Source organism: Marinomonas mediterranea MMB-1, assembly GCF_000192865.1.
GTDB classification, from domain to species: Bacteria; Pseudomonadota; Gammaproteobacteria; order Pseudomonadales; family Marinomonadaceae; genus Marinomonas; species Marinomonas mediterranea.
Genome location: NC_015276.1, coordinates 3,381,734 through 3,406,814, shown reverse-complemented (window position 1 = coordinate 3,406,814; position 25,081 = coordinate 3,381,734). Strand labels below are relative to the sequence as shown.

Annotated in this window: 24 protein-coding genes; 11 read left to right on the top strand and 13 right to left on the bottom strand. The window is 43.8% G+C overall.

What is annotated here, in order from left to right; all coding sequences use genetic code 11:
* Window positions 1-20: 20 nt before the first annotated feature.
* Entirely contained in the window at window positions 21-2,330 is a 2,310-nt protein-coding gene (locus MARME_RS15565; protein WP_083799792.1) for a 7TMR-DISM family protein, read from the bottom strand.
* 31 nt (window positions 2,331-2,361) lie between these two features.
* On the opposite strand from MARME_RS15565, the gene MARME_RS15560 reads away from it, so the two are divergent.
* Window positions 2,362-2,613, top strand: a complete 252-nt coding sequence (locus MARME_RS15560; protein ID WP_013662216.1) for a hypothetical protein — start codon at window positions 2,362-2,364, stop codon at window positions 2,611-2,613.
* Between the two features lie 136 nt (window positions 2,614-2,749).
* On the opposite strand, the gene purD is transcribed toward MARME_RS15560, so the two are convergent.
* From purD to dsbD, 9 genes are all read right to left on the bottom strand, one after another.
* Entirely contained in the window at window positions 2,750-4,036 is a 1,287-nt protein-coding gene (gene purD, locus MARME_RS15555) for a phosphoribosylamine--glycine ligase (protein WP_013662215.1), read from the bottom strand.
* A 30-nt stretch (window positions 4,037-4,066) separates the two neighbouring features.
* On the bottom strand, window positions 4,067-5,641 hold the full coding sequence (purH, locus tag MARME_RS15550; protein ID WP_013662214.1) for a bifunctional phosphoribosylaminoimidazolecarboxamide formyltransferase/IMP cyclohydrolase: 1,575 nt from the start codon (window positions 5,639-5,641) through the stop codon (window positions 4,067-4,069).
* A gap of 87 nt (window positions 5,642-5,728) precedes the next feature.
* On the bottom strand, window positions 5,729-6,007 hold the full coding sequence (fis, locus tag MARME_RS15545; protein ID WP_041648813.1) for a DNA-binding transcriptional regulator Fis: 279 nt from the start codon (window positions 6,005-6,007) through the stop codon (window positions 5,729-5,731).
* 168 nt (window positions 6,008-6,175) lie between these two features.
* A complete protein-coding gene (gene dusB, locus MARME_RS15540; protein ID WP_013662212.1) occupies window positions 6,176-7,165 on the bottom strand; it encodes a tRNA dihydrouridine synthase DusB in 990 nt (329 codons plus the stop codon).
* Between the two features lie 281 nt (window positions 7,166-7,446).
* On the bottom strand, window positions 7,447-8,796 hold the full coding sequence (locus MARME_RS15535) for a DUF3426 domain-containing protein (protein ID WP_013662211.1): 1,350 nt from the start codon (window positions 8,794-8,796) through the stop codon (window positions 7,447-7,449).
* 29 nt (window positions 8,797-8,825) lie between these two features.
* Complete coding sequence (gene prmA / locus MARME_RS15530) at window positions 8,826-9,713, bottom strand: 50S ribosomal protein L11 methyltransferase (protein WP_013662210.1); 888 nt, start codon at window positions 9,711-9,713, stop codon at window positions 8,826-8,828.
* Window positions 9,714-9,888: 175 nt separating this feature from the next.
* Complete coding sequence (gene accC / locus MARME_RS15525; protein WP_013662209.1) at window positions 9,889-11,229, bottom strand: acetyl-CoA carboxylase biotin carboxylase subunit; 1,341 nt, start codon at window positions 11,227-11,229, stop codon at window positions 9,889-9,891.
* 21 nt (window positions 11,230-11,250) lie between these two features.
* Complete coding sequence (gene accB / locus MARME_RS15520; RefSeq protein ID WP_013662208.1) at window positions 11,251-11,697, bottom strand: acetyl-CoA carboxylase biotin carboxyl carrier protein; 447 nt, start codon at window positions 11,695-11,697, stop codon at window positions 11,251-11,253.
* Between the two features lie 245 nt (window positions 11,698-11,942).
* Window positions 11,943-13,859, bottom strand: a complete 1,917-nt coding sequence (dsbD, locus tag MARME_RS15515) for a protein-disulfide reductase DsbD (RefSeq protein ID WP_013662207.1) — start codon at window positions 13,857-13,859, stop codon at window positions 11,943-11,945.
* 87 nt (window positions 13,860-13,946) lie between these two features.
* Between dsbD and MARME_RS15510 the strand changes: the two genes are divergently transcribed.
* The 3 genes from MARME_RS15510 to MARME_RS15500 are packed head-to-tail and all read left to right on the top strand — an operon-like array spanning window position 13,947 to window position 16,372.
* A complete protein-coding gene (locus MARME_RS15510) occupies window positions 13,947-14,813 on the top strand; it encodes a putative periplasmic lipoprotein (protein WP_013662206.1) in 867 nt (288 codons plus the stop codon).
* Between the two features lie 11 nt (window positions 14,814-14,824).
* A complete protein-coding gene (locus MARME_RS15505; RefSeq protein WP_013662205.1) occupies window positions 14,825-15,874 on the top strand; it encodes a DUF2333 family protein in 1,050 nt (349 codons plus the stop codon).
* A gap of 3 nt (window positions 15,875-15,877) precedes the next feature.
* The gene (locus tag MARME_RS15500) at window positions 15,878-16,372 is read left to right on the top strand and encodes a GNAT family N-acetyltransferase (RefSeq protein ID WP_013662204.1); all 495 of its coding nucleotides are present in this window, start codon (window positions 15,878-15,880) and stop codon (window positions 16,370-16,372) included.
* On the opposite strand, the gene MARME_RS15495 is transcribed toward MARME_RS15500, so the two are convergent.
* Window positions 16,369-17,718, bottom strand: coding sequence for an anti-phage deoxyguanosine triphosphatase (locus MARME_RS15495; RefSeq protein ID WP_013662203.1), 1,350 nt, complete (start codon window positions 17,716-17,718; stop codon window positions 16,369-16,371). The two genes, MARME_RS15500 and MARME_RS15495, sit on opposite strands and share 4 nt — an antisense overlap.
* A gap of 125 nt (window positions 17,719-17,843) precedes the next feature.
* Here MARME_RS15495 and MARME_RS15490 point away from each other — a divergent pair, with 125 nt between their 5' ends.
* A complete protein-coding gene (locus MARME_RS15490) occupies window positions 17,844-18,143 on the top strand; it encodes a LysR family transcriptional regulator (RefSeq protein WP_013662202.1) in 300 nt (99 codons plus the stop codon).
* A gap of 51 nt (window positions 18,144-18,194) precedes the next feature.
* On the opposite strand, the gene MARME_RS15485 is transcribed toward MARME_RS15490, so the two are convergent.
* Entirely contained in the window at window positions 18,195-18,875 is a 681-nt protein-coding gene (locus tag MARME_RS15485; protein ID WP_013662201.1) for an NUDIX hydrolase, read from the bottom strand.
* Between the two features lie 3 nt (window positions 18,876-18,878).
* Window positions 18,879-20,279: an aminodeoxychorismate synthase component I gene (gene pabB / locus MARME_RS15480; RefSeq protein WP_013662200.1), complete on the bottom strand. Its 1,401-nt coding sequence runs from the start codon at window positions 20,277-20,279 to the stop codon at window positions 18,879-18,881.
* Window positions 20,280-20,346: 67 nt separating this feature from the next.
* Between pabB and MARME_RS15475 the strand changes: the two genes are divergently transcribed.
* The 6 genes from MARME_RS15475 (at window position 20,347) to MARME_RS15450 (ending at window position 25,079) form a co-directional block, all read left to right on the top strand.
* The gene (locus tag MARME_RS15475) at window positions 20,347-21,228 is read left to right on the top strand and encodes an alpha/beta fold hydrolase (RefSeq protein WP_013662199.1); all 882 of its coding nucleotides are present in this window, start codon (window positions 20,347-20,349) and stop codon (window positions 21,226-21,228) included.
* Between the two features lie 87 nt (window positions 21,229-21,315).
* Window positions 21,316-22,716, top strand: a complete 1,401-nt coding sequence (locus MARME_RS15470) for a DUF5610 domain-containing protein (protein WP_013662198.1) — start codon at window positions 21,316-21,318, stop codon at window positions 22,714-22,716.
* 198 nt (window positions 22,717-22,914) lie between these two features.
* A complete protein-coding gene (locus MARME_RS15465) occupies window positions 22,915-23,415 on the top strand; it encodes a GspH/FimT family protein (protein WP_013662197.1) in 501 nt (166 codons plus the stop codon).
* Window positions 23,409-23,732, top strand: a complete 324-nt coding sequence (locus MARME_RS15460) for a hypothetical protein (RefSeq protein ID WP_041647955.1) — start codon at window positions 23,409-23,411, stop codon at window positions 23,730-23,732. Before MARME_RS15465 ends, MARME_RS15460 begins: the two co-directional genes overlap by 7 nt.
* Window positions 23,729-24,655, top strand: coding sequence for a type II secretion system protein (locus MARME_RS15455; protein WP_013662196.1), 927 nt, complete (start codon window positions 23,729-23,731; stop codon window positions 24,653-24,655). Before MARME_RS15460 ends, MARME_RS15455 begins: the two co-directional genes overlap by 4 nt.
* A 7-nt stretch (window positions 24,656-24,662) precedes the next feature.
* The gene (locus tag MARME_RS15450; protein WP_013662195.1) at window positions 24,663-25,079 is read left to right on the top strand and encodes a hypothetical protein; all 417 of its coding nucleotides are present in this window, start codon (window positions 24,663-24,665) and stop codon (window positions 25,077-25,079) included.
* Window positions 25,080-25,081: the final 2 nt, after the last annotated feature.

Sequence of the window (25,081 nt, the reverse complement as noted above, 5' to 3'; positions counted from 1 at the left end):
CATTTCTGTCAGTGCAATACTCAAGGGGTTGCTTTATTGACTTCTGACAAGTTATTTCTTACTAATCGACGTGTGACGCCAGTTAAGTAAGGTACGAGTTTCACCTCTATTTCGGATTCGCTGATCATAGAATCGAATCCAATGATCTGACTAAATGCGGTAGACATTTTTATGTTGTTTGTAATGAGTACACAGCGGTCTGTATTTTTTAAGAGTGGCTTTACTCGTTTTAGATCTGGAATAGGCAGGTTCTTTTGATCCTCAAACATAATAAGAACATGGCCTATATTTAGCCCCTGACTCTCTTCAAATAAATGTGCTAGTTCACTTTGTTCTTGAACTTGGATGATACTAGAGGACCAATTTTGGAGCAGTATTAGTGTCTTACTCATCAACGGGCTGCTTTCTCCGTATACAACAACTTCAAAGTCGTTGCCTGAAAGCAAATCAAACGATGTCTGTTCTTTTTGTTCATGGGCAACGATTGGGAATTCTACCACGACCGTTCGCTCTTTTGATTCACCGGTGAACCAAAGCTTGCCACTTAACTGCTTTACGACGGCTTTTATGTAACTCAAGCTTATATCTACTTTATTTGGGTCTTCAAATATACGTACTGGAACCGGGTTGCATTCAATCTTTAATGTCTGTATCCCTTCTCGTTTGTCTGCGGTCACTGAGAAATTCATATCAAGCGTTTGATCTGTGAAGTGTTTGAATTCCATCATTAAGATTTCGATTAGATGGCAAAGCAATTCAATGTTTTCAAGGACTTCAATGTTTTCGATACTTTTTGTCGATAGTTCAATGACAGATTGATCTTGATCGAGTTCATGGAAACGAAAATACGCTCTCTCTATAACACTAATGATTGATTCAGATTGCGGAGGGGGGCGTTGAGGTTTATCTTTTAATGCATGGTAGAAATCGATTCGATCTACTATGTGTTTTAGATTATTGGTTGCAGCCTTGCCTGTCTCCAGTAGAGCTTCATTCACGTTAGGCATTTTATCAAGGTTGCTGATGAAGCCGTCGTATACTTTGATTTGTCTACGTAGTCTACTTGATAAATCAGCATACAGTGCGGGGTTGTGAACACTCGTTTCTTTAACGGCATGAGAAGCACGTCCAATAAACGGGTTAAGTCTCATAATCATGGCTGAGTAGTGGATTAACGCCTCAGCAATGATGGATGAGGTTAAGCCCCACTCAAACCAAAACTCACTTGGAATAATGCCATAGGCCGCTAGAAGCCACGTTGTGTGACCAACAGATAATACGGTGCGAGCAAGAACGTAATAACCTGAATAAGGTACCTTCTTTATTTGAGCATAGACCGCTATGCAGAATAGAAAATAAAGGGTTAAAAAAGCAATGCTTGAAAGGTACAGAATGTTGAGTGTTTGAGGAGTGATCGCGTAAATAGCGGCTAGGAAAGCGTTGAGCAAGCCGACCCCGTAAATGACTTTATCTAACTTTGGAAAAACATTCTTAGTATCCAAATACAACCTGGAAAAAAGAGAAATTGCGGCAATACAGGTTAAGGCGGCAAGGTTATAAAGCCTTTCTTGAAGCCCCGTATATTGAGGAAAAAATTGATATACCTGACCATGCAGGGCCAAATGCAAAACGGCGATACTGATCAGCATACACCCATATACCATATACATGGAGTGTCGACTTGTTATATAGAAGATCAAGTTGCTGAGGAAAAGTATTGCTAATATTCCCATCATCACCCCAGTCACCGTAAAGTCCAACTGAGAGCGCTTGCTAAATGAAGAAAGGGTTTCGATGTTGGCGCTAACGTTTATGGGGAGCCGCGACGACGCTTTTACATAGAGTGTAAAAACGGGAGGTGTATTTGCAGGTAGTGGAAAAATGTAATTTGCATGATTAACAGGGCGGTTTTCGAATGGTCGCAATTCACCTGTTTCGGCTTGAGCTTGTGCATCAAAGATACTCGGCATATAAACATCCAAGTATTGGAGCCTTGGTGCATGGACACTCAACACGACAGGAGTTGAAATGCTCGTCTGGATTGCTACTTTCAATTTAATCCAAATATTGCCGTCGACCAATCCGAATTGAAGAAACTCTTTGTCTAGTGGCAGAAAACGGCGATCAATATGATCATTTTCAAGGTCTTTGATACCAAGCTGCTTTGATTCATCAATATAATAGCTTCCGACCTCCCCAATGTTGATAGAGGTATCTTTACTATTAATCAAAGCGATATCATTAGATGCCCATGTGAGACTGCTAATTAGGGCAAAGAAGAGTAAAATAAATCGATAAAACAAAATACTAAGCCTGATCATCCATTCCATTAGGCATCATTATTAACTGATAGGGGACTAAATGCTATATCCAATATTAGTCGAGTACTATTTATGGTTCTGCTTCGCATTGTTGGGCGTTACGTGGATAACGCGAAAGCAGCATCCAAAGCTTAGACAAAACTTACTGTATTTATATGGAATGATCTCCGTATTAGGTTTTTTACTGGCGTTAGATTGGGTGGCCGGCGTCATTTTTGGTCTCATCGTCTTGGAAGTTGGTAAAGTCTTCAAGCAGTGGTTGGATAAAAAGCAAGCAGGACTAAAAAAGTAATCGATATACGTTTGGTGCGAGGCTAAGTAAAACCAGAATGCTTAGGTGTCAGAAGGCGTAAAAGACCTATAAACGAAAAGGGCTTGTTCAATGAACAAGCCCTTTTTTAAGAGATATAAACGCGTTTACGAGCGACTTATTTCTGCTCGCGAGCAATTGCTCTGTGGCCGATGTCTGTGCGGAAGTAAACATTATCCCAAGAGATCTTGTTTACCACATCGTAAGCCCCTGCTTGCGCTTCACTTACTGTTTCGCCTAGAGAGACAGCACATAATACTCGTCCACCATTGGTTGCGACTTGGCCTTCTTTGTCGGTTGTGCCTGCATGGAAGACTTTTTGGTGCGCTGGCAGTGTTGCATCGTGCCCTGTAATAATATCACCTTTGTTGTAGCTTGCAGGGTAACCACCCGCAGCTAAAACGACACCCAAACTGGCTCTTGGATCCCAATCTGTGTGAACTGAGTCAAGTGTTCCATTAATCGCAGCAAGACACATTTCAACTAGGTCGGAGCGAAGACGCATCATAATCGGCTGAGTCTCAGGGTCACCAAAGCGGCAGTTGTACTCAAGCACTTTAGGTGTGCCGTCTTGAGCAACCATAACACCCGCATATAGGAAACCACGGTAGCGATTGCCTTCCGCGTTCATGCCTTTAACCGTTGGCATGATCACTTCATTCATAATGCGCTCATGAATTTCAGATGTGACAACTGGCGCTGGAGAGTATGCACCCATACCACCAGTATTTGGACCAGTATCACCATTATCACGCGCTTTATGGTCTTGGCTTGATGCCATAGGCAGAACGGTTTCACCATCCACTATGACGATAAAGCTTGCTTCTTCACCAACAAGAAACTCTTCGACAACAACACGATGACCTGCATCACCAAACGCGTTGCCTTGCAGCATATCTTCAACAGCTTCAATGGCTTCCGCTTCAGTCTGAGCTAGGATAACGCCTTTACCTGCGGCAAGACCATCTGCTTTAACAACGATTGGAGCGCCTTTTTCTTTGATGTACGCCACAGCGGGTGCAATCTCTGTAAAGTTTCCATATTCCGCGGTTGGAATCTTGTGGCGTGCAAGGAAGTCTTTAGTGAACGCTTTTGAGCCTTCCAATTGAGCGGCTGCTTCAGAAGGACCAAAAATAGCTAAGCCAGCGGCTTCAAATGCATCAACAACACCGATTACAAGTGGTGCTTCAGGGCCAACAATGGTTAAGCCGATACTATTTTCTTTTGCAAATGCGACTAACTCGTCAATAGCAGTAACACCGATATTAACGTTCTCTACTTTTTGCTCTAAAGCGGTACCTGCGTTGCCTGGTGCAACGAAGACTTTCTCAACATTTTGAGATTGTGCTGCTTTCCAAGCTAAGGCATGCTCACGGCCGCCATTACCGATAATGAGAATTTTCATATTTACTTTCCTTTAAACCTGCAATGAAACTTAGTGGCGGAAGTGGCGCATGCCAGTGAATACCATCGCCATTCCGGCCTCGTCTGCCGCAGCGATCACTTCTTCATCGCGCATAGAGCCGCCCGGTTGAATCACAGCAGTAATGCCCGCTTGAGCTGCTGCATCAATGCCATCACGGAATGGGAAGAACGCATCCGATGCCATAACAGAGCCTTCAACTTGTAGGTTTTCATCTGCTGCTTTGACTCCAGCAATTTTAGCACTGTATACACGGCTCATTTGGCCTGCACCAACACCAATTGTCTGACCTGCTTTCGCATAGACAATGGCATTAGATTTAACGAATTTTGCAACTTTCCAAGCAAATAGAAGGTCTTTTAATTCTTCCTCAGAAGGTTGGCGTTTAGAAACCACCTTAAGGTCGTCTAAGGTGATCGCACCGTCATCACGGTCTTGAACAAGAAGACCACCATTGACACGTTTGTAGTCTAAGGCGGTAGGTTTTTCTGAGGACCATTCACCACATTCTAGAAGTCGCACATTTTGTTTTGCAGAAACAACTTGCTTCGCTTCTTCGCTCACACTTGGTGCGATGATGACTTCAACAAACTGGCGATCAACAATCGCTTGAGCGGTTGCTGCATCTAGTGGCTGGTTGAATGCGATAATGCCGCCAAATGCAGATGTAGGATCTGTTTGGAAAGCAAGATCGTACGCTTCAAGCTGAGTGGATGCTGTCGCAACACCACAAGGGTTGGCATGCTTAACAATAACGCAAGCGGCTTCAGAAAAGCTCTTAACACATTCAAGAGCAGCGTCTGTGTCTGCAATGTTGTTGTAAGAGAGTGCTTTCCCCTGAATTTGTTTAGCAGTGCTTATAGAGGCTTCTTGAGGGTTTGCTTCTACATAAAACGCCGCTTTTTGATGTGGGTTTTCACCGTAACGCATTTCTTCTTGCTTGTTTAGCTGAAGATTAAACGTACGTGGGAAGTCTTCGCTTCCACCTTCCACTTTTTTACCAAGGTAGTTTGCGATCGCGCCGTCATAGTTAGAAGTGTGCTCGAATGCTTCTACAGCAAGGTCAAAACGTTGATCGTAAGTCAGACCACCGTCTGTTTTTATCGCGTTGATAATGCCTTCGTAATTTGCTGGAGAGACTACAATAGCAACATCTTTGTGGTTTTTGGCCGCAGAGCGAACCATAGTCGGGCCGCCGATATCGATGTTTTCAATTGCCAAAGGCAGGTCGCAATCTGGGCGTGCAATGGTTTCTTCAAATGGATAAAGGTTAACAACAACCATATCGATTTCGTTGATGCCATGTTCTTTCATGACAGCACCGTCGATATCTCTACGTCCCAAAATACCACCGTGAACTTTAGGGTGAAGTGTTTTTACACGACCGTCCATCATTTCAGGGAAGCCTGTGTAATCGGATACTTCCGTCGCTGCAACACTGTTTTCCAACAATAGACGGTAAGTTCCGCCTGTCGAAAGAATTTCAACATTTTGTGCGACTAGTTCACGAGCGAATTCGACAATGCCTGTTTTGTCGGAAACACTGATTAGTGCGCGTTTAATTTGGGTTACGTTTTGATTTGCCATTGTGGTTCTCGCAATCTAGTTAACGTGATAAATAAAAGGGGAGTGAGTTGGTAAAATGAAAAAAGGGCGCCAAGACGCCCTTTTTTGCTATAGCATACCGTATTGCTTTAATTTTTTACGCAATGTGCCTCGGTTTAAACCAAGAATAGTCGATGCTTTGGTCTGATTGTCCTTCGTGTAGTTCATAACAGACTCAAGTAGAGGAGCTTCGACTTCTGCCAATACTAATTGGTAGAGATCCGTAACAGGTTGCCCGTCTAAATGAGTGAAGTAGTTTTGAAGAGCCTTTTCTACGTTGTCACGAAGAGTTTGTGACTGCTCCGAAGATGCAGACTGGAACGTTTGAGTGTGTGTTTGTTCTACCACAGAATAACCTTTTAGATTTAAGCCAACTATATAAGTTAAAACGAGGATACAAGAAGCTCGTGTTAACTCAATATGAAGCATTCGTTGCGCTCTTTATTACAGGGAGTCCCCGCGATAAAAAAACGTAATGTCTGCCTTTTACTAAGTTTGTTTCTGAGAACGCGTCGTTTATATATGTAACGATGTGCTCTTGCGAGAAACAAAAAAACTTTCCAATACGTCTAACTGCTCGTTTGCATCGTCTGTTTTATTAAACAGACTGCGAAATGAGCTCGTATCTGCCAGTGTTTTTAGATACCAACCGACATGCTTGCGTGCAATTCTAATTCCCATAAATTCACCATAAAACTGATGCAGTGCTTTTACGTGCTCAACAACAGTTTCTTTGATACTTTCTATATCTGGCGAAGGAGGTAGTTCCCCATGACGCAAGTAATGGTTTATCTCATTGAAGATCCAAGGTCTTCCTTGAGCTGCTCTGCCAATCATGACAGCGTCAGCCTTTGTGTATGTCATTACACGTTGAGCTGTTTGTGCATCTGTAATGTCGCCATTTGCGAAAACAGGGATGCCGACGGATTGCTTTATTTCTGCAATGGTGTCGTATTCGGCTTCGCCTTGAAATTTGCAGGCTCGAGTTCGGCCGTGTACCGCCAATGCTTGTATTCCGCAATCTTCTGCAATTTTTGCGATGGTCAAGCCATTACGCTGTTCGGAAGACCACCCCGTACGAATTTTTAATGTAACGGGTACTTCTACACTATCAACTACAGATTTAAGTATGTCTTGGACAAGTGATTCGTCTTTCAGTAGCGCAGAGCCCGCAGCTTTGTTCAGCACTTTTTTCGCGGGACAACCCATATTGATGTCGATAATTTGAGCGCCCAATTCGACATTTTTTTGTGCCGCTTCAACCATCATCTCAGCATTTGCACCTGCAATTTGAACTGATCGTGGCTGGATTTCTTTGTCATGAACGAGTCTATGCTTGCTCTTTGTGGAATTCCAAAGCCGTACGTCAGAGGTCACCATTTCAGATACAACTAAACCAGCACCCTGTTGATAACAAAGGCGTCGAAATGGTAGGTCTGTTACGCCAGCCATCGGCGCTAGAATAACGGGCCTATCTATATTGTATGAGCCAATAGCGAAAGCCATATTGCTCCTGAAAACTGAATCAAATGTTAAAGATCTGTAACTCTGTCGAGCGGGCGAGAATAATACCTATGGGAATTGTTTTTTTGAAGTCTTGACAATGCAAAAATTGGCTATTTTTTGTTCTTATTTGCATCTTATCGAAGGATTTGGCTGTTGGGCACGCTTCTAAGTCTTTCTTTAGCCAATTATTAGTCTTTCTTACACGATTAAGATAGATGGTATTCGGCAGTTGCGATCCAGTGACTTTTGCCTAAAGTACACGCTTTGCCTAAAGTACACGCTTAGTACGATCTTGTATCCGATGAATACACTTTAAGTTCATGCGTAACAGCACTCGCCCCCGGGTCAACAATCGGAATAACTAAGTGAATAGGGGTGTTTGGTGGCATGTAGGTTATGTCGAGAAAATCTCTATGTAAGTAGCTCTCTGGTGCGAACAGCCTTGCGGCAACAGGTGAGCCATTTAGATCGTAAAACTCAAGTGCAATTTTAGGCATAGGCTGAGCGTACGCGCTCGTATTTGTCATGATCGCATTGACCAGTAATGCATTTGGTTTTTGTGGATGGCTTTGAATTCGAACATGTTGAATAGAAATCGCAGTTACATTTTCAAAGGCTGGGAGAGCGCACCCTATATAGGTACACGCGGTGCGATAAAGTCCTCTAAATTGTTCAGAACGACTTCCTTGATCAAAGAAGTGAGTCAATACTTGGCTCGCCAATATGACAATGCCAATTACAACGCCAAGGAACCAAAGGAGCGTGCGCTTGCTCTTTATCTGAGTTGTTGTCGGCTCCTCTTCCACAAGCTGAGCGAGGCTGTTTGTTGCAGCGATTGAGCTCATTGATTCTTGCAGTTCGAGCTGGCCATTACTTAACTTTGGTGTCTGATCTGATACATTTTGCGCTAGCGAATGTAGGGCTTGCATATAATCAGGCTCGTCGTTTTCAGAAGCTTCGTTAGAGGCTCGGTCGGGCTGTGAGCTTACATTTCTATTGAGTTGTGCGTTTTTTGAGCGAGCTAGTGGCTCTGGTGAGGGTTCTAGTGTGCTCTGAGAAGTGTCGCTCCCAGAAATACGCTTTGTTGTCGATGGGCTGCTTAAATTGGCTTCGATTTCAGCAAGCTCTAATTCCCAAGGTGCAGGCTCATCGTTAGAGTTTGTTCTTGTGTTTCCTTGAGGACGAGCCTGTTGCGATATGCCTGTGTTGAACTGCTCGCTTTCGAGCGGTGCAATTTTGAAGTCATCCTTTGGTGGTTCGCTCACTAACTCAAGGTCGTCTTCTTTAAAGAGAGTATTTAACCAGTTAGGGTTAACAATCTCTTCGTCCGCTGCCGTAAATAGAGGCGGACTGTTTGCATGTGAATTGTCTTTCTGTGCGGGTTGCTTTTGTTGGCCAGAGTCAGCTAGCTCAGGTGAGTTCTGATTATTGTTTGCTGTCTTTGACGTAGAGTCGTCATTGGAGGGTGCTTTAGAAAGAGAAGGTGGTGCAGAGGGCGTCGCTGCTTGTGCTTCGAATATATGGAAGCACTGGCCGCATCGAACTTTTCCAGCAGCCATCTTTAAAACATCATCGGTTACACGAAATGCAGTAGAGCATTTTGGACAACGAGTAATGAAATTACCAGCCATTTCGACGAACGCCTTCCTTTTCTATCTTGCTATTTTTTCGTGGCAACAATTCGAATCCACTCTTCTTTTTCGACAACACTTTCTATGTCAAACCAAGGCTTGTACGCTTCAACAACATCTTCTGCTTGATTTGCTAGTACACCGGAAAGCGCTAGTTTTCCGCCTGTTTTTACGGTTGCAGAAATAGTTGAGGAAAGCTCAGCCAAAGGCCCTGCTAGAATATTCGCAACGACTAAATCAGCTTGCAAATCGGAGTCGTACGGTGGAAGTTTTACTTCATATTTTGAAGATTCTATATTATTTCGTTCTGCATTTGCACGGGTTGCTTCAACGGCTTGTGGGTCGATATCGATACCAATCATTTGTTTAGCGCCGAGTAAAAGTCCTGCAACACCTAAAATGCCAGAGCCGCAGCCATAGTCAATAATCGTTTTATCTTTGCAATCAACGCTGTCTAGCCATTCCAAGCACAGCGCCGTTGTTGGGTGAGTGCCGGTTCCAAATGCTAGACCTGGATCGAGCATCAGGGTGATCGCATCTTCATCTGGCACTTCTCGCCATGTTGGACAAACCCAAAGTCGATTTCCAAATTTGATAGGATGGTAGTTATCCATCCATTCTCGAATCCAGTCTTTATCTTCGAGAATTTCAATTTTTAGATCGATGTCTGTTTGCCCTAGTTTTTCAGCACAGTGTTCTATCACTGGGCGGATGTGTTCGATATCGGAGTCAGCCTCAAATAGGCCAGTGACCTTAGTGTGTTTCCACAAAGGGGTAGTGTTTAAATCAGGCTCGTAGACGGGATCATCATATACATCTTCAAAAGTCACCACCATAGCGCCACATTCTAAAAGAGAATCTTCAAAAGCGGGGACATGGTCTGGTGTGGTGTGGATGCGAATCTGTAGCCAAGACATAAAAGTGAATCGTCCTAAGTGTACTTTTCCCGATATAAGACTGAAGTAATGAGCTTGTTTATAATCGGTATATGAGAAGGAAATAGAAAAGACGCATCACAACTTATGTTTTGATGCGTCTTGAAGCTCAAACTGTCTGGTTACATTACGATGTAATTCAACAGTGGTCAATAAATTATAGACCGAGTTTCTTTTCAAGGTAGTGGATGTTAACGCCACCTTCGATAAAGTTCGGATCCGTTGCAAGATCCTGCTGTAGAGCGATATTCGTTTTGATGCCGTCTACAAATGTCTCATCAAGCGCCACAGACAATCGTTTAAGAGCAAGCTCTCGGCTGTCTGCGTGACAGATGATCTTAGCGATCATAGAGTCATAGGTAGGTGGCACCAAATAACCGCTGTAGAGGTGTGAATCTACGCGAACACCCATGCCGCCGGGAGCGTGGAAGTAATTCACCTTTCCGGGACTTGGCATAAAGGTTTTAGGGTCTTCAGCGTTGATTCGAGCTTCAACAGCGTGGCCTTTGATCTTAACGTCTTCTTGTTTAATAGAAAGAGGTTGTCCAGAGGCAATTCGCAACTGTTCCTTGACGATATCGACACCTGTTACCATTTCAGTAACAGGGTGCTCTACCTGAACACGAGTGTTCATCTCAATGAAGTAGAAACCACCATCTTCATATAAGAATTCAAAGGTGCCGGCGCCACGATATCCAATCTTAATACACGCGTCTACACAGGCTTGTAGGCATTGTGCTCGTGATTCTGGATCAAGCATTGGCGCAGGCGCTTCTTCCAAAACTTTTTGGTGACGGCGTTGTAAAGAACAATCGCGGTCATAAAGGTGAACGGCATTGCCTTGACCATCGGCGATGACTTGAACTTCGACATGGCGAGGGTTTTGTAGGAATTTTTCCATATAAACCGTGCTGTCGCCGAAGTATGAGCCTGCTTCAGACTGAGTGATACTAATGGACTTTAAGAGGCTTGCTTCATTGTGAACAACTCGCATTCCTCGACCGCCGCCACCGGCAGCCGCTTTTACGATCACAGGGAACCCAATTTCACGCGCTATTTTTATGCACTCTTCTGGATCAGAAGGTACAGGGCCATTTGAACCGGGTACAGTAGGTACGCCTGCTGCTTTCATGGCTTTGATAGCGGAAACTTTATCGCCCATTAAGCGAATAGTTTCTGCTTTTGGTCCGATGAATGTGAAGCCAGAGTTTTCAACTTGCTCTGCAAAGTCTGCATTTTCAGCAAGGAAACCATAACCTGGGTGGATAGCAGAGGTATCCGTCAATTCAGCGGCGCTAATTAGAGCAGGGATATTCAAGTAGCTGTCTTTGGATGGGTTCGGGCCGATACAAATTGTTTCGTCTGCCAAACGCACATGAAGTAGGTCGCGGTCTATTTTTGAATGTACTGCAACTGTTTTAATACCGAGCTCTTTACATGCACGAAGAATTCGAAGTGCAATTTCGCCTCGGTTTGCGATCAATACCTTATCAAGCATGATAAAACCTATAGCTGTGAATTAAACAATTGTTACAAGAGGTTGATCAAATTCAACAGGTTCGCCGTCTTCGGCCAAGATAGCACCAATTGTGCCTGCTTTGTCCGCTTCAATTTGGTTCATCATCTTCATTGCTTCAACGATACAAATAGTGTCGCCAACATTTACTTTCTGGCCAACTTCAACAAATGCTTTCGCACCAGGAGCAGATGCTTGGTAGAAAGTACCTACCATTGGAGATTTTACTGCATGGCCTGAAATTTCAGCAGGCGCAGCGTCTTGAGCAACGGGAGCAGGAGCTGCAGCGGGCGCAGCGGCTACGGGAGCAGGAGCTGCAACGGTAGCAACTTGAACTGGAGCGCCACCGCGACTAATGCGAACGGCTTCTTCGCCTTCTTTAATCTCGATTTCGTAAACGTTGGATTCTTCAAGAAGCTCGATTAGTTTTTTAATTTTACGAATGTCCATGATGGTACTCTTTCTGTCGTATTGTATGAAACGCCCAATAATAAGGATCAGGCTTTAAAGTAAATTTTGTTAACGTCGAGAACGGCATTACCTTGTGCATCAAATTACGTCCTTGATTAAACGGTGATTCGTAATTTGATATATTTCTCTGGGTTATTTGACCGTAAATTATCGTTAAAATACGCGAAAATGTCCAGTTTTGTCGGTAAATATGCTAAAACTATATTTTGAGGTTATAAATTGATCTACTGTAAACTTTGCTGTGTTGTTGAGAGTAACTGTAGTCGCTGAATGACCTCTGTTTTAGTCGGTTCGCCAATGATTTTAAGTTGTGCTTCTTCTTGCCCTTTACGGTTTATAAAAATGAGAGAGGGCGGTCCAAATAAATTCAGATGTTGCATTAATTGTTTGTTGTCTTGTGTATTGTCAGTAACATCAACTCGCACTATTTTGATATGGCTCCAATATGGCATGACGTCAGTCGATTTGAATATTTCTTCTTCTATTACTTTACAGCTAATGCACCAGTCCGCGTAGAGATCCAATACAATGGGGCTTCCTTGATAGTCCATTTTTATTTTTTGTAGTTCTGTTAGTGAGCCAATGGTCACCGCGTACGGGACGTCACGGCTTTCAGTTATTGCGGTACTGGAGCTCGTTAGCGTTTCAAATGGCTCAATGGGATTGCGAGCACCACTTAACGCACCTATAGCAAGGCTAATGCCCATCACACCAGAGATGAGAGCACAGAACCAGCGTATAGGGTGAGACTGGATTGAAACAGACCTATGAATGAAGTAGGAAGTAAGCATTAAGAAGAAGATAGCCCAGAGTAAGACACTTAATTGTCCATCTAAGTATCTTGATAGCAGCCAAATAGCCACGCCAAGCAGGCCGAATCCCATAATGGATTTGATGTCGTTCAGCCAATCTCCGTTTTTAGGAAGGATGCTGGCCCCGAAAAAGCCGACTAGCAGCAATGGCACACCCATGCCAAGCGCCATCGTGAATAACATTACAGCGCCATACACACTGTCGCCTGAGCTGCTGATGTAGAGTACGACTCCTGCAAGTGGTGCGGACACACACGGTGACACGATGAGCGTGGCAATGACGCCTGATAAAGCCACGGCAGCATATTGTGATAGTGAAGCGCGTTGAGAGTTTGATTCAAGCTTAGTCGAATAAGATTGCAATCGGTCTGTAATAAAAGCGGGTAACCTTATTTCGTAAACTCCAAACATTGCCAAGCTTAAAAGAAGAAAAAGAAACGCACTGATTGAAATGATGAAGGGGCTTTGAAGGGTGGCTTGTAGGTTTAGTTGTGTTCCGAAAAGTCCTGCCAAAGCGCCGATGGCAGCATAAGTAAGTGCCATTGAAATTACATACACGGCTGACAGAGCAAGACCTTTTAAAGCAGATGACTTGGTGCCCACTACAATAGCACTGACAATCGGGATCATTGGCAGAACACAAGGCGTCAATGACAAAAGTAACCCTAAGCCAAACATGATAGCTAAGCTTGCCATCCAGGAGTCGTTTGTTAAGTGGTCAATAACATTGGCCGCGATAGAGGGTTCTGGTGTTGATGCTTTTGTCTGAAGGCTGTTCTGCTCAATTGGTTTCTCTGCCTTTGCGTCGTTTGTACTCTCGTTGTTTATAGAGAGAGGCGCTTTCGATACGCCAGAGTCCGATTGGGTTACGGTAAAATAAATAGGTGAAGATTGTGGCGGGTAGCACAATCCTCGTTCTGCACACCCTTGAAACCCAATTAAGGCTTCTAGCTCGGTTCCATTTTCGAGGTCACCTACGGGTGATATATCGACTGAAAGAGAGTTATGGTAGACCTCGACATCGCCAAAATAAGGGTCAGTTTTGGGTGTGCCCGATGGAATATTGCTAAAGGTTAATTTGTTACCATCTCGGCCTTTGAGTTTTAATTGATGTTTGTACAGATAATACCCATCTTGGATGTCCCAGGTCGCGATGAGATGCTCCCCTCTCTTGTTTACAGAGAGAACAAAGGCTTGCTCGACTGGCAGAAACTCAGGATTATTTGAGCGGCTATTGGCGCCAAAAGAAGAGCCGAAGTCGAATGCGTTTGCAAAAGAGGCACTGATAAGCCAAAGGAAAATAGAAATACTACGTAAAAAGTGTGTCATTTAAAAAATTGTCGTGGGAGTTTTCATATTAATGTCAGCACTATAGACTACCAGTGCGATAAAAAGTTGCCATACGAGAGACCTAAATTGATAAAAAAGTACTTTTATTTCCTAGTTACCGCTTTATTGCTATCAGGCTGTGCTGGGACGCCGACGCAAAAAGAGAATCAACCTGCCGTACTTTCTGAGTCAGGCTCTGGAAATAATGGCGGAATCTCTGTTGAAAAAATGCAAAATGATACGATCAATCAAGATGTTTCTAATAAAGAAAAGTCGACTGCCACTGATGCGGTCGAAGGTGACGCCGTTCAAGCTGATGTAGACTCACGTGCTCAGTCGAGAGAAATCGTAAAAAGCAAAGATGAAATAGTGAACCGCTTGCTGTATTTAGCGGGTGTTGCCTACGATAAAAAGCGACTATTAACGCCAGAACACGATAACGCCAACCTTTATTATCAGGCAGCGCTTGGAAGAGAACCTAGTAATTACTATGCAACACAGGGGCTGGCTAAGATAGTTGAAACGTATGTAGATTGGGCGCAATCAGCGGCGTCCAATCATCAATATCGTACCGCTTATCGTTATTTGGAAAATGCAAAATCGGTCAACACGCAAGATCCATTGATATCTGAGACTGAAACTCAAATATCCAGTGAAGAGCGTGAGTTAAAACGTAAGAGAGCGAGCATGGTAAATGGAAATAACCCTATTGTGTCGAACCGCTACTATTTACCTCCCAATCTATTTAGATTGAGTGAAGAGGAGATTCTTGCAAAAATGCAACCTATTATAGATAGAGTAGCAGCGAAGCAAGAGCGCCTGGTTATTAATTGGGCAAACGATAAAGAGGCGCGAACGATTTATCAAATTGTTAACAGTCGTACGCCAGAATTTAGAGTAAGGGCGATGATTCATCATCGAACTGATTATTCAATAGAACTTAAACCACATTAGGAAGCAATTGCATGGCGAATTTTATTGATCGCATTGCGTTTTGGAAGCATACCGATAATTTGTCAGGTATAGGCAAAGGCGCAGTCGCGGGTCTGTTAGTTATTGTATTACTCATTGGGGGGCTTGGATTCTATTGGAGCCAAGCGCCGAGTGAATTTGACGTCGTTGCAGCCGCGAAAGCACGCGCAGAAGAGCGGGGTTATTTAAACAATAGCAAGAAACTAGCGGTGGGTTATACCACGACAAATACACTCTATGAGATGGTTGATACGTTGCTTGAGAAGCCGGGCGGTTTCATTACAAATGACATCATGCCTCCAGGTGTCTTTATGGATAATATGCCTGCTTGGGAATTTGGTGTATTGGTTCAGGCGCGTGATCTTGCGCGCGCATTGAGAAAGGAATTTAGTCGATCGCAATCTCAATCGACCGAAGATGTGAATTTAAAAGTGGCTGAGCCTCAGTTCAACTTTGACAATAAGAGTTGGGCGTTGCCTTCAAGTGAGAGTGAATACCAAAAAGGTAATGATGAATTACTCGAGTATTTGGATCGTTTAGCGAACAAGTCTGAGTCAAATGCGCAATTTTACGCGCGCGCCGATAACCTACGTGATTGGCTATCAGACGTATCGACGCGATTAGGTTCACTCTCTCAGCGTCTGTCTGCAAGTGTGACTAAGGTGCGTGAAAATACGGATCTTGCGGGAGATCCGACCGCACGTCAGTCTACCGCAACGGGATCTCATACCTATGTTCGTACACCGTGGACCAAAATTGATGATGTATTCTACGAAGCTCGTGGCGCAAGTTGGGCATTGATTCATATTTTGAAAGCAATCGAAGTGGACTTTGTCTTTACGTTGCAAGATAAAAATGCGCTGGTGAGCTTACGTCAGATTATTAGGGAACTAGAATCGACACAGGCAACGGTATGGTCTCCAATGATCCTAAACGGAAGTGGTTTTGGCATGTTAGCGAATCACTCTTTGGTTATGGCATCTTATATATCACGAGCAAATGCAGCGATTATTGACCTACGTAGGTTACTAGAACAAGGTTAACTTGTGTCAGGTTTGACTCCCTCCGCTATCAAGGTGCGTTATGCTGTCTTAGATGACGCGCCGGCTATTTTAGAGATCTATCAACAACATATACCGTTTGATGATATTAACCTTTTGTCGGCTGTCCATTGGATAGAGCAGGCCAATTCGCATCGACCGATGTGGGTTGCGACTATCGATGGGGAGCTTATAGGATGGTGTTCGTTAGAGTCCTATTATGGTTTGAAGGTGTTAGATCATATGGCCGAATTGAGTCTCTATATCGCCAAAAGTTGGCGGCGAAAGGGAATAGGGCGCCAGTTAATGGCGGAAGTGATGGCAAACGCACTTTGTATAAACTTAACTAACCTTGTTGTGAATGTTTTTTCCGGGAACGAATCCAGTATTCGATTTTTTGAAAGTTTGAATTTTCAACGATATGGCGCACTTCCACGCGTCGTAAAAATGCCCCATCACACAGAAGATATTATTGTAATGGGGCTGGAAATTACGGGTTAGATCGGTTCAAAGACGGAGCCGACACTTGGAACAAAGAACGTGTTGTACATTCGGCTGGCATAGTCATCGGTCATAGAGGACATATAGTCACATATGATGCGTTGACTATTGTGTCCGGCCTCTTCTGCGGCTCGCCATTCGGCTGCAATTTCTCTTGGCAGCAGTCGATTTGGGTCAGCGTTCAAAGTCTCAAAGATTTCAAGTAACATTTGCTGGCCTTTGTATACGAGCATCTGTACTTCTGGTCGTTTAATAATGTGTTGCATCTCAAAGTTTTTTAATGTGGCTAAGGCTTCTTTTTCAGCCTTTGGTAGTGCTGCGTTGTATCGTAGGAGAGGGTGCTCAAAGTGCGTGTTCTCTGTGATTTCGCAAGAGGTGATAAACCAGCTAACGAGGTTGCCAATTGCTTCTTTCCTGAGATGACTTTTACCGCTAAATAATTGTTCACGAACGGTCTTAAGATGGGTATTGAGGTAGGGCGTGTCTAGTTTGGCAAGCTTTGGCTCAAGATGCTCGCACCACATGTCCCGTGTGACCATACCTAAAACAATGGCGTCCTCTAGATCATGAACACCGTATGCGATGTCATCAGCTAGGTCCATAATTGAGGTATCGAAGTTACTATATAAAGAGGATGCGTGATTTTTACCTGTTGTAGAGGTTGTTCTAGTTAACCTTTCTTTGTCAGTCGTGCTAAACGGTGACAATATCCAGTCCAATAAGTCTGCTTCTTCGGTATAGATGCATTTTGGTGGAGACCATTGCTTTGCCTGAAATTGTCTTAAATTATTGGGTTTGTCTGGATAGGTACCAACGACCTGGTCATGCAGTACAGGGTATTTCAATACGCCCAACATGCTTCTTCGTGAGACATCCATTCCAAACTCTTCGGAATACGAGCCTCGCTTCGCTAAGATTCTGAGAGACTGGGCGTTGCCCTCAAAGCCACCATGCTCGGTCATCATATAATTTAAGGCGACTTCGCCTCCATGACCAAAAGGCGGATGCCCAATGTCATGGCTAAGGCAGATCGTTTCAATCAATGCGTCATCAGCAAGCCAGGGCAGAAAGCTCGTATTGTCGCTGTACCGATGTCTAAGGTGAAAGGCGATGCCGCCGCCAATCTGAGACACTTCTAATGAGTGTGTCAGCCTAGTGCGGCTGTAATCATTTTGACGGATGGCGAGTATTTGAGTTTTGGATTGAAGCCTTCTAAATGCCGCGCTGTGAATAATTCTCGCTCTGTCACGTTGATACACTGTTCTGTAATCATTGTCCCGATTAACTTTCGGGCCTGATTGGCGCTCCGCCCATATCGAAAAATCGTCTTGCTTACTATGTTGCATTTACTCTTCCTCGTCCAATCCAAACGCCATACTGCATTTATAAATAAGTCATTAAAACACGATGTAGGTCAATGTCCCAATAGTGGCGTGGGGGCATAATGACATTCTAATCATAAGGAAACATTATGCTTAATACACAACATCTATCGACATTTAAGGTGCTTGTCGAAACGGGCAGCTTTACTCAAACTGCAAAGTTATTGGGTTTGACGCAACCAGCGGTCAGTCAACACATTCAAAAGCTTGAAAAAGGTTTGGGGAGCTCATTGTTAATTCGCCATGGAAGGAGTACAGAGTTAACACCTGCTGGAAAGTTATTATTTGATCACGTACGAGAGTTGGAGAAATGTTATGAACGTTTCTTAACTATTTGGAGTCGGCAGGCTTGTTTGGATGAACTGCAAGTTGAGAAAAAATCGGCTTAGTAGACCGACTAGCGAGGACGCTTAGATAGGCTTATTAGTAAGGTAAGGCGATTATTTTCTAGCGTGGTTTAGTGTGTGATAGAGTCCGTGCAATATGCCTGCTGTCACACCCCATATTCGGATCTTTTTATATTCGACTTCGAAATATCCTCGCGTAACACTGCCTATTTTCTTTTCTTTGTAGCGGTAGTTTCTTGGGTCCAAAAGGTACGACAATGGGACCCAATGAACGCTCTCAACTTCATCTTTGCTTAAGCTGAGCTCACTTTGGCGAGTCATTTCGGCAACAATGGGTTTGATGCAAAAGCCAGATATGGAGCAATACTCTCCAAGTTCGCCAAGTAGGTCGAAACAATCAGGTGCTAAACCGACTTCTTCAAGCGTTTCTCTAAGCGCCGTATATTGAATGCTTGAATCTTCAGGGTCATGCTTCCCACCAGGAAAAGCAATTTGACCTGGATGGTTGCGCATGTGGAGTGCTCGTTGAGTCAACAATACTTCTAAGTTGTTGCTTGCTTCATCTTGACGAATAGGAATCAAAACGGCTGCCGCACGCAAAGCCACTTTTTCTGAACTGATTCCATATTTGTCCGAATAGTGCGCGAGCATTTCAATGCGCTCTTCGTCTTTTTGAATTTTAAAGTGAGTATTACCTACGTTGAGCGCCGTACGAATGTCCTCGATATCGACATCAAGAGGAGGGGATTCTAAAAAATGCTCTACATCAGTCACTTTCTACTTCTCCAAGAAACCTTGTTCTAAAGTATGAGTCAATTTTCCAACTTTAGTAAAGGTTTCTTGATATTCTTCTTCACAAACAGAGTCAGCAACCAGTCCGCCGCCTGCCCAGCAGTGAATAAAACGGCCATCGGCAACCATCGTCCTAATCGCAATATTTGAATCCATTTGACCATTGTTACTGAAATAGCCAATTGAGCCGCAATAAGCGCTTCTGACATGAGGCTCTAATTCATCAATGATTTCCATTGATCTTATTTTCGGCGCGCCGGTAATCGATCCACCAGGAAAGCTTTGGTGAAAAACTTTTATATGATCCTGTGTTTTTTCGATTTTACCTTCGACTGTTGATACAAGGTGGTGCACGTTTGCGTAGCTCTCTAACGCAAACAGTTTGGGGACACTGACTGAACCTGTAACACAGCTTCGCCCTAAGTCGTTACGAAGTAGATCGACGATCATTAGATTTTCTGCGCGATCTTTGGTTGCATTTAACAACTCTTCCGCCAGAGATCGATCTTCTTCCGGTGTTGCTCCTCTTGGGCGTGTGCCTTTAATCGGTTTAGACTCAACTCGGCCTCTATCACACTTCAAAAAACGTTCAGGAGAGTGCGATAAGATAGCGGCTCCGGTTCCTAGCTCGATATACGCCGAAAAGGGCGTTGGTACGGACGTTCTGAGTGCCCTGTACGCTTGATAGGTATCGCCTTTATAACGAGCTGAAAAGCGCTGAGCTAGGTTTACCTGATAGCAATCACCTGCCTGAATGTAGTCTTGAACTTTACGAAACTTCTCCGAATACTCTTCTTCCGTCATGTTAGACGTAAAGTGGCCGCTCAGCTTAAAAGACAAAGGTTCAATATTTTCGCTTAGTTTAAATCGCTCTAGCAGATCTTCTTGTTCATCCAAGCACCAAGGCGTCATCATTAAATAGGTTTCGAGCTTTTGATGATCGGTAATCAAAGCCCAACCATACAGGCCGATGGATAGATCTGGTAAGAGAATATCGTCAATTCCACTGTTAGGCAGAGTTTCAACATACTGCCCAGTTTCATACCCGTAGTAGCCCATTAAACCGCCTGTAAATGGGATGTCTTTCGGCGCATTTTTTGCCCAAATTTCCTCGACATTATGCGCCATAATCTCATCTAAAATATCGAGTGGGTTTTGGTGGTTTCCTATATTGTAAATCGGTGAATCCCGCCAAATTAACTTGGTTTCTTCCTGTTTAGCTGTGATCATCGCGATTGGGTCGGCGACGATCATATCGTACCTAGTATCGCTAAACGACTCATGATTGCTGTCTAGCAAAATGGGCATTGGTAGATCGCGATAGTGAGCAAAAAGCTCAACCAGCGATGACTGATAAGGTAGGCTTATCAGTTTTATTTCTGACATAATTCAACCGTTTACAAATTCAAATTTAATTCCCTTTATTGAATGGGGGGTTATGAGGAAATTTAAAGTGTCAGAGATCAATTATCTTAATCTAGAAAATGTGACATTGCGTTATCGGCTAGTCTATAACCCTGATAGTAAGACCAAGGCGTCGTGTTTAATGCTACATGGAGCAGGTGTTGGGGCTGACATTACTTATTTGCCAATTTTAGAGCACTTGAATTACTGGCGATGGATTTTATTACCAGACTTAACCGGTATGGGAGAAAGTTACTTCCTTGAAAAAAAAGAAAAGCCAGTATCCATTGACTCATTGGCGTTGGAAATAAATGCATTATTGATGTCATTGGAATGGGATGTATTTGATCTAGTCGGGTATTCACTCGGTGGGCTTGTTGGCCTGCGATTGAATCAGTTGCGTAAAGAGCAGCGCAAAGTACCCTCTAAAATGGCTTTGCTTGAACCAGCGTCCCTAGATAGAGAAGACCTTGCTACACTTGCTATTGTCCGTGAGCGTTATCGAGAAGCGTCAACGGTCATCAGAAAAACGGGCGACGTTGAACAAGGTGTCGCTCTTTTTATGAATAGCGTAGCGCCCAACCGTAGAAAACACCCTGTAGCAGAGGCCACGACTCAATCTAGGTTGGCACATAGACCGCATGGGTTCGCGTATGCACTTGATGCTGTTACGAACTGGGTTCAAGACATGGTGAATAATCCAGATGCCCGTAATGAACTGATTGAATGTGTCGATTCTGCTCTGCTTTTATCTGGCGCGTTAAGTAACGAAGCACTTAGATCACACTATGATGCCCTTGCGTCAAGGTATCCTAACTGGCGTCATTCTGTTTTGAGTGGCTGTGATCACAGTCTACCTTTTCAAAAGCCTAAGCGAGTAGCAATGCTACTAACTGATTGGTTTGAAAGCGAGTTGGATAGCGGCGAATAAAAGATCAATAAATAATCAAATATTCTTTAAAGTTTCTTTACGGTTGGGCGTTAAGATAGTCATAGTGAATGATTTTTGGGAGGCATCATGGCGGCGTCGATAAATGGGTTAAATGACTTAACAGGTAGACTGTTAAATGGAAATAAGCAAAACACTGAAAGTTCGTCGACTCAGTCGTCTTCTAGCCAAAGTGCACTCGCTGCAGGAGATGAGTACAGCCCTGCATCGGGTTCAACTCGTGCGTTGGGAGTCGTACAGCAGCGCGTACAGATGTCATTTTCTGAAACGGTATCTTATACCTCTAAATCGTCATCCTTTTCTGCTCCCGCCTTTGAATCTCAAATGGATTTTTCACCAGAAGCGGTATCCAACCGAATTCTAGGGTTTGTTGGTGGTTACATGGATAAGCTGAAAAGCGAAGGTGCTGATGATGACCGCTTAAAGTCCGTGCTGGAACAAGCGGAAGAAGCCATTGCAAAAGGCATGGAAGATGCAATGGGGAAACTTGAGGATCTAGGGTGGTTAAATGAAGAGGTTCAAGAAAATATAGATAAGACTGATAGCCTGTTAGACGAAGGTTTACAGGCATTGCATGAGTCTTACTTTGGTGCTTTTAAAGATTTGGACGACGCTACACTGCCTGCGAACAAGGTTAATGATCAAGCCTCCAATTCGATTGATCCAAAATCAGAAATCAACCGAATTTCCCGAAATTTTGCTGAAAGCTATTCTCGTACTCAATCTTCTGAAATTGAAATCAAAACAGCCGAAGGTGATACGGTTAAACTAAATCTATATGCGTTACAAGCCGCTGCGCGTGGTGAGAGCTATGATGTGTCTGAAGAAGGTTTGAGCTATCAGCGTTACGAAAGTTCAACGAGTGGCTTTAAGTTCGAATACGCGGTGGATGGCGATTTGAATGAAGAAGAGCAAGAAGCGATAAACGACCTTGTAAACTCATTAGGGGATATTGCTGATGAGTTTTTCGATGGTGATTTAAGCTCTGCGTTCGAAAAAGCGCTTGAGGTTGGGTTTGATACGGAACAACTTTCCGGTTTCACCATGAACCTTAAAATGACTCAGACTTATCGCTCCGCTCAAGCGACCAATGCTTATGCCAATACGGCGGACCAAGGTTTGGCCGCTTCGTTGAAAGAACCGTTAGCGGAATATAAAGATTCCTTATTATCGGCAGTTGAAAAATCCTCTGAGTTGTTTGACAACTACCGAGAAATTATTCAAAACAGCTTAGAAAGCATGTTTGAAATGCGTCAAGCCGAAAAGGATAAGGAAGAGGGTGGTGATCAGGACAGCAAGAGCGCCAATAATTTGCCCGATTTTTATGAGTTTCAGCGTTCATTGATCGAAAGGATGGCTGACTCGATGTTTGGCTCAGCGAATCGCGACTCGTTAGGTAATGAGCAGGGTAGCACTGAGTCAGGCAGTTCTGAGTCGAGTGGCTCAGAATCAAGTACTGAAACGCCATAAACTGATTTGAAATAGCGTAAAGGAAGGGACTTATTCTCTCGGTTAAAATAGTTCAATTATGTGTGCTTTAAACGAGTAAGGTCTAAAGGAGTAAGATCTAAATGATTAAGATTTAAATCAGTACAATGTAAGAAATTACTCTTTGCGAGTTTCTTGCTAAAGGGTTTCTATCTATTTAATGGAGACAAGGAGGTTTCCATGAATCTACAAAAGGCATTTAGCCTTTGGGAAGTACTTTGCGTGCTTCTTATTCTTTCTTTGTTGGCGGCTTCAAATGCCACGTCCAGTGTCTTGTCTTATTACCATTCATGGTCTGATAGGCAGCAACTGCATCAAGCAAATCGCCAATTACAGACGGCCATCGCGACGTCGCGATCTTTAGCCATTCGTTCTGATTCTCCTGTTCAATTATGCGGTGGAGTGTCCTGCAATGGTCGCTGGTCGGACGGTATTTCACTGCTTCAAAGTGGTCACTCGACGCCTTATCAAACATGGGCATTTCCAGAGTTAATTGACCTTGTTTGGCGAGGTTTTCCTGCTCGTAAGACGGCTATTTCGTTCTTGCCAACTGGTATATCTAATTTCCAAAATGGCTCTTTCTACTTTTGTTTCAAAGGTATTCAACAGATGCGTGTCGTAATCAACAAGGCGGGCAGAGCGTATGAAGACCCTGCCTTTATAGCGGGTGGCGCATGTTAAAGCGCGATTACCAAGGATGGGTGTTGCTTGAGATGGTACTTAGCATGATGGTCATTGCTTTTTTACTCCATTTTTCGAGACCTTTGGTTTCAAACAGCAGTGATCAAATTAATGAACTTGTATTGCAGCAGTCTCAAATTAGCCAGAACCACTTTAAAAGACGTTATCTTCAAATAACAGGGAATGAGTTGATTACGAGTTTTCCTTCGACAAAAGCGGAGGGCGTGCCATCGAGTGAGTCTACGTCATTTCCTCGATGCTCTATGTGTACAGGGACACTTTTTAGAGCATGGGCAGAGAAGGCAAGCAGGCAATGAGATGTTCGGCAAGAGGCGCAATAAAAGCGACAGTAAATGGCTTTTTGTTGATTGAAGTGTTGACGGCCTGCGCCATCTTAGGTCTATGTCTGTCAATCTTAATTCCTGTTCAGCAGTGGTTAGTTCGAACTCAGTCTCATCAGCAAGATGTCTTAAATAAGGCTCAGAAGCGAAGAATCCTGGAAAGCCAGTTTGAAGCTCAATGGCAGAGCATCGGAAAATTTGGCTGTTCAGGTGTACCAAGATCGATTGTGATCGGTAATGAGTTCAATGCCCCACTTTCTAATAGAGCGTTCGCTTCGGGTTCTGATTGGTTAAAAGGGCTGCGTCTCGGTGAGTGTGTTGCAGAGTACCATCAAACAGGGAGCCACCTAGTCGGCCAATTCTCGGGTTGCAGTATCAATCAAATTAATACCTTTCAATTGGATCAATGTTCAAGGTCTTTCTCAGTCAATACTTCCCTTAATCATGATGGTCGTTTCAACATTACCCTTCCGTCCGAATTAATCGAAACCAGTGGGCTAATAGCTTCAAGTGAGCCTACGTTATGGTATGTGGCTTTCGGACAAGCTGGGAGGAATGGACTTTGGAAAAAGTCAGAGTTGGAGCGAGCCGCTCAAGAGATAGAGTCGGGCGTTGAGCATATCGCGTTTTATCCACTGCTGGATACAGACGGAGATGGTAATGCGGATGCAATTTCAACTGAATACGGAGCAGTAATGTCGAGCCAAGTAATTGGGATTTGGGTGGAATATGTTTATCGCTTTACTCACTGCTCGACGTTGGTTACAGCGCCTACTTCTCATGTTGGCTCGGGTTCTAGCACAGTCGTCCACTATACCAACTTCAGAGAGAAGAGATGGTCCTATGATCCATCATGCGAGAGCGTTGCTGGCTACTTGCTTGAATTAGGTGTGAAATAGGAGCGTTATGAAACGAGCACAAAGAGGTTGGTTTTCAGCGCCCGCTATTGTCATTACGGTCATCTTTTCAGCCGTATTGGTGGCGCATTATCATGAAATTTTAGATAAACGTATGTTGCTTATGAAAAACGCGGCGGCTGATACGAGGGGGTTATCAAATGAGGCTGGTGGAATTGAACGTGATGTACTTTTTCAGCGGCCCTCCCAGTTAAGTGAGTGTGTGTCGTTTTGTCCTCTTACGACGGTGAATTGGAAGCAAGAGTCTCTATTTGGTAGGCGCTATTGGTTTACAAGCCATTATATTGTCAATGAAAATGGCGATCGTTTAACGCGTGTATGCATAACACAGGATAAACACACAACACGTTGTTTCTGGCAGAAAAACCGCACACAATTAGGCAGTGCGCGGATTGTGATCCGGTGAAC

What these genes read in the sequence shown, in the direction of transcription:
- MARME_RS15565 (WP_083799792.1), bottom strand. Translation starts at nt 2,330, where the DNA reads ATGGAATGGATGATCAGGCTTAGTATTTTGTTTTATCGATTTATTTTA.
- MARME_RS15560 (WP_013662216.1), top strand. Translation starts at nt 2,362, where the DNA reads ATGCTATATCCAATATTAGTCGAGTACTATTTATGGTTCTGCTTCGCA.
- purD (WP_013662215.1), bottom strand. Translation starts at nt 4,036, where the DNA reads ATGAAAATTCTCATTATCGGTAATGGCGGCCGTGAGCATGCCTTAGCT.
- purH (WP_013662214.1), bottom strand. Translation starts at nt 5,641, where the DNA reads ATGGCAAATCAAAACGTAACCCAAATTAAACGCGCACTAATCAGTGTT.
- dusB (WP_013662212.1), bottom strand. Translation starts at nt 7,165, where the DNA reads ATGGCTTTCGCTATTGGCTCATACAATATAGATAGGCCCGTTATTCTA.
- MARME_RS15535 (WP_013662211.1), bottom strand. Translation starts at nt 8,796, where the DNA reads ATGGCTGGTAATTTCATTACTCGTTGTCCAAAATGCTCTACTGCATTT.
- prmA (WP_013662210.1), bottom strand. Translation starts at nt 9,713, where the DNA reads ATGTCTTGGCTACAGATTCGCATCCACACCACACCAGACCATGTCCCC.
- accC (WP_013662209.1), bottom strand. Translation starts at nt 11,229, where the DNA reads ATGCTTGATAAGGTATTGATCGCAAACCGAGGCGAAATTGCACTTCGA.
- accB (WP_013662208.1), bottom strand. Translation starts at nt 11,697, where the DNA reads ATGGACATTCGTAAAATTAAAAAACTAATCGAGCTTCTTGAAGAATCC.
- dsbD (WP_013662207.1), bottom strand. Translation starts at nt 13,859, where the DNA reads ATGACACACTTTTTACGTAGTATTTCTATTTTCCTTTGGCTTATCAGT.
- MARME_RS15505 (WP_013662205.1), top strand. Translation starts at nt 14,825, where the DNA reads ATGGCGAATTTTATTGATCGCATTGCGTTTTGGAAGCATACCGATAAT.
- MARME_RS15495 (WP_013662203.1), bottom strand. Translation starts at nt 17,718, where the DNA reads ATGCAACATAGTAAGCAAGACGATTTTTCGATATGGGCGGAGCGCCAA.
- MARME_RS15490 (WP_013662202.1), top strand. Translation starts at nt 17,844, where the DNA reads ATGCTTAATACACAACATCTATCGACATTTAAGGTGCTTGTCGAAACG.
- pabB (WP_013662200.1), bottom strand. Translation starts at nt 20,279, where the DNA reads ATGTCAGAAATAAAACTGATAAGCCTACCTTATCAGTCATCGCTGGTT.
- MARME_RS15470 (WP_013662198.1), top strand. Translation starts at nt 21,316, where the DNA reads ATGGCGGCGTCGATAAATGGGTTAAATGACTTAACAGGTAGACTGTTA.
- MARME_RS15465 (WP_013662197.1), top strand. Translation starts at nt 22,915, where the DNA reads ATGAATCTACAAAAGGCATTTAGCCTTTGGGAAGTACTTTGCGTGCTT.
- MARME_RS15460 (WP_041647955.1), top strand. Translation starts at nt 23,409, where the DNA reads ATGTTAAAGCGCGATTACCAAGGATGGGTGTTGCTTGAGATGGTACTT.
- MARME_RS15455 (WP_013662196.1), top strand. Translation starts at nt 23,729, where the DNA reads ATGAGATGTTCGGCAAGAGGCGCAATAAAAGCGACAGTAAATGGCTTT.
- MARME_RS15450 (WP_013662195.1), top strand. Translation starts at nt 24,663, where the DNA reads ATGAAACGAGCACAAAGAGGTTGGTTTTCAGCGCCCGCTATTGTCATT.